The following is a 3,552-nucleotide window of genomic DNA, read 5'->3' on the forward strand; positions in this document are numbered from 1 at the left end:
AAATGACGGTGCACCCGAAGTCCCACCGTGCTTGTACCTAGCGCCCGGGATGAAGCCCGAACCTTAAGCGCTGCATCGCCGCCATTCTCTTCGAATGTGTCCGTATCGAGGTACACAAAGGCGAGACCTGCGAAAGGTTCAAAGCTGGCTAAGCTCGTCTCAACCGCAAAACCCGCTTCACCAAAGAGCTGAAAGGTCGAGGACCTGTAATCAGCGGTCAGCTTGTCAGAGTAGCCCGAGAAGGCGACCTCGCGCGTCGTTTGGATCCCGTTCGAGGCCAGAATGTTGCCGGCGATCACTTCAACGGGACCGAAGACCCCGCCGAAATACGTACCGACGATGAAGCTCTCGACATCGGCATTCGAACGACCTCCGTCGACCACGAGGTTGGCCAGTTCATAGCCAGCAAGAATGCCGGTAACGAGGCCCTCGGCCGTTGAACCTTCCACCCCGGCAAGGACACCGCCGTTGCGCGTTTCGAACGAAGCGGCGTTGCCGTCGCCTTCAGCACGTCCAAACGTGCCGTAGCTCTGCGTCCAGACATCCCAGCCCGGAGCCAGGGCCGTCAGTTTCCTGTTCTCGGGCGAATCAAGCCGTTGCGGACTGTTCTCGGAATTCAACCGGACCGCCGCGCGTGTTCTCACGATATCGCCGACGCGCCCGGCCGCGGTCAGGGTCGCACTTTGAATGGATGCGTGTATCTCGCCGGACAATTGGTCCAGATAGGCAGGAATGTAATCCGTGTCGGATCCGTCCAGCGTCGCAAAACTGTCGTAAAGCGAATTACCCTGTGCGAGCGTGTCGAGTGCGCCGGCGGTCGCCCTCTGGTTGGCAGTGCGTGCCATCTCATCGAAGCCCGTATCGTTGCGAACTGCGACCACGGTCACAGCATCGGGATGATAGTCGGCCTGAAGGTCGACGAACAGATAGTCCTCCTCGCCCGCGAGTGTGCCAAATTCTCCCGTCACTGTTTCTCCGGACAAGACCACGATCGGGGTCCAGATGTCGATCGCAGAGACATCGCCATATACAACTTCCATGGTGGCATCCGCGCCGATATTCACCGTGCCCGTGCTTTCCAGAGTGCCTTTGTCCGGATCCACATAGTAGGTTGACCCGACCTCAAAGGTCAGATCGCCGACAGCACCGCTTCCCGTCAACGTCCCACCATTCACGACCAGCACCGACCCGCCGAATTCCGTGTCGACCGAAAACAGGCCTCCGGCAACATGACCGGTTCCAGAGAAGCCGGACATATCACCGGTCAGCTGGGTGGTACCGGCTTCGTGCAGGAGCTCCCCGTTCCCCGTCACCGTGGCATCAAACGCGTAGCTTTCATGGGTATGGTTGAAAACGATTGTGCCGTCACCAGCGCCGAAGACGATCTGCGCGGGAGCCCCGCTTGCGCCTTCCAGATAGCCCGCCCCTGCCGCCGCCTCACCGGAAGCTGCGCCGATCACCAGCGTGCCTGCGCCGGTGGTATCCTTTCCGAGTACAATCCGTTGCGCCGCGACCGTCCCCCCATCGGAAACCGCCAGCGTCCCGGTCGACGTAGCGCCAACCACAACATCGCCGTCAGACGCCAGTCGTGCGCGCGCTCCGGATACGGTTACGGTGCCGATGCCGTCACTGTCTTTACCGTCTAACGGAAAGTAATCACCGATAACAACGGTTTCAGAGGCATGTACATCGCCGCCGTCGACAATGTCGAGGTAAGAATCCTTGTCCCGGCCACCAACCCTTATCGTTCCGTAGACTTCTTCTGAGCTGATGGTTTCGCGGCTGTTGTCAACGGTAAGATCTTCCGCGCTGGCGCTTACCGGCGGTAGCATGAGCGCGGTGAGAGACACCGCGACCGCGCGCCGACGCAAGGCACTGCCTCGGACGGGATTTATGCCGTTGCACGTCGCTTGCGAGCCAATATTCCCGCTTTTCTGGCCAATCTCGCTTGCCGTTGTTAGATACTTGAAATTCATGTGACACCTTCCATCCCGATACGGACTCGCGAAACTCCGCGCGATGAAAGGAGCTGTTAACCATGTTCATTAACGACTTCTAAAACGTCGGTAGTACCTTCTCACCTTTGCACGCAGAGACCAGAAAAGGGTGTATGGGGACAATGCGGCAGAGAGTTTCACCGTTGCTCTTCCGTGCTGACTGGCGCCGATAACCGCATACGAAAAATCGGCTCATTGCCATGCGGGGAATGCCCACTCAGAAACTGTCTGTCCCCGCCCTGGTTCCCCGGGCATTCCGGTTCAAGCCTTGACGGGTGACGGGTTTCGGCGACGCTTCCGGTAAGATGGGTGACTTACAACGGTCTCGCCATCAAGTTGGTCAAGACGCTGCACTGCTGACCATAAATGTCGCGTCATGCATCTCCGATAAAATGCAACATATTCTAGGCCAGCGACGCGCTTGCTAGAGCATGTTGCGTTTAAACAGTTTGAACCGCGCCGGGTTTGCCGGAGGCTCCAACTCCTGAGTAGGATGGAGCACGATGAGCAAAACGACGAACAAGTTTTCCCCTGAAGTACGCGAACGAGCGGTACGCCTTGTGCTGGACAATGAAGGCCAGCACGGGTCTCGCTGGCAAGCGATCGTATCAATAGCAGCCAAGATCGGCTGCTCGGCGCACACGCTGAACGAATGGGTCAAGAGATCCGAGGTTGATAGTGGTGCGCGGGCGGGCATCCCGACGGAGATGGCCGAGAAGATGAAGGCCCTGGAGCGGGAGAACCGTGAGCTTCGTCAGGCCAATGAGATACTGCGCAAGGCGTCTGCTTATTTTGCGATGGCGGAGTTCGACCGCCCATTGAAGCGATGATTTCCTTCATCGAAGAACACCGTCCGGTGCTCGGGGTCGAGCCGATTTGCAGAGTGCTGCCGATTGCCCCGTCGACTTATTACGAGAACATCGCCAAGCGTGAGGACGTGGACCGGCTTTCCGTCCGCGCCCGCGGCGATATCGCCTTGAAGATAGAGATCCGCCGTGTCTTCGAAGAGAACTTCCGGGTCTATGGCGTGCGCAAGATCTGGCGGCAATTGCAGCGGGAGGGCTTCGATGTCGCCCGTTGCACCGTGTCCCGGCTCATGAGGGAGATGGGGCTTCAAGGGATCATCCGTGGCAAACCGGTCAAGACGACGTTTCCGGACAAGTCAGCCCCCAGCCCGCTCGACCGTGTGAACCGCCAGTTCAAGGCACCGGCACCGAACAGGCTCTGGGTTTCGGATTTCACGTACGTGGCCACCTGGCAGGGCTTCGTCTATGTCGCCTTCGTCATCGACGTATTTGCCCGGCGTATTGTCGGCTGGCGTGTCAGCAGGACGGCGCATGCGACCTTCGTTCTTGATGCTCTGGAGCAGGCGCTTCATGAGCGACGACCTACTCACGGCGGCGGCCTTGTGCACCACTCGGACAGGGGTGTCCAGTACGTGTCCATTCGCTATTCCGAGCGGCTGGCAGAAGCAGGCATTGAGCCCTCGGTCGGGAGCGTAGGCGACTCATATGACAATGCTCTCGCCGAAACGATCAACGGTCTTTACAAGGCC

1 protein-coding gene, 1 pseudogene and 1 other annotated feature are annotated in these 3,552 nt (G+C 58.9%); of the genes and pseudogenes, one reads left to right on the forward strand and one right to left on the reverse strand.

Going from position 1 to position 3,552, the window contains the following annotated elements; translation table 11 throughout:
• On the reverse strand, positions 1 to 1,976 hold a 1,976-nt coding region (locus ABJ205_RS02760), incomplete at its 3' end, for an autotransporter domain-containing protein (protein ID WP_348509989.1).
• Positions 1,977 to 2,500: 524 nt separating this feature from the next.
• On the opposite strand from ABJ205_RS02760, the pseudogene ABJ205_RS02765 reads away from it, so the two are divergent.
• Positions 2,501 to 3,552: pseudogene (locus tag ABJ205_RS02765) on the forward strand (IS3 family transposase); the annotation flags it as partial.
• Positions 2,782 to 2,898 (forward strand) — a sequence feature (AL1L pseudoknot). (Overlaps the previous pseudogene by 117 nt.)

The organism is Erythrobacter sp., from assembly GCF_039988855.1.
Lineage (GTDB): Bacteria > Pseudomonadota > Alphaproteobacteria > Sphingomonadales > Sphingomonadaceae > Erythrobacter.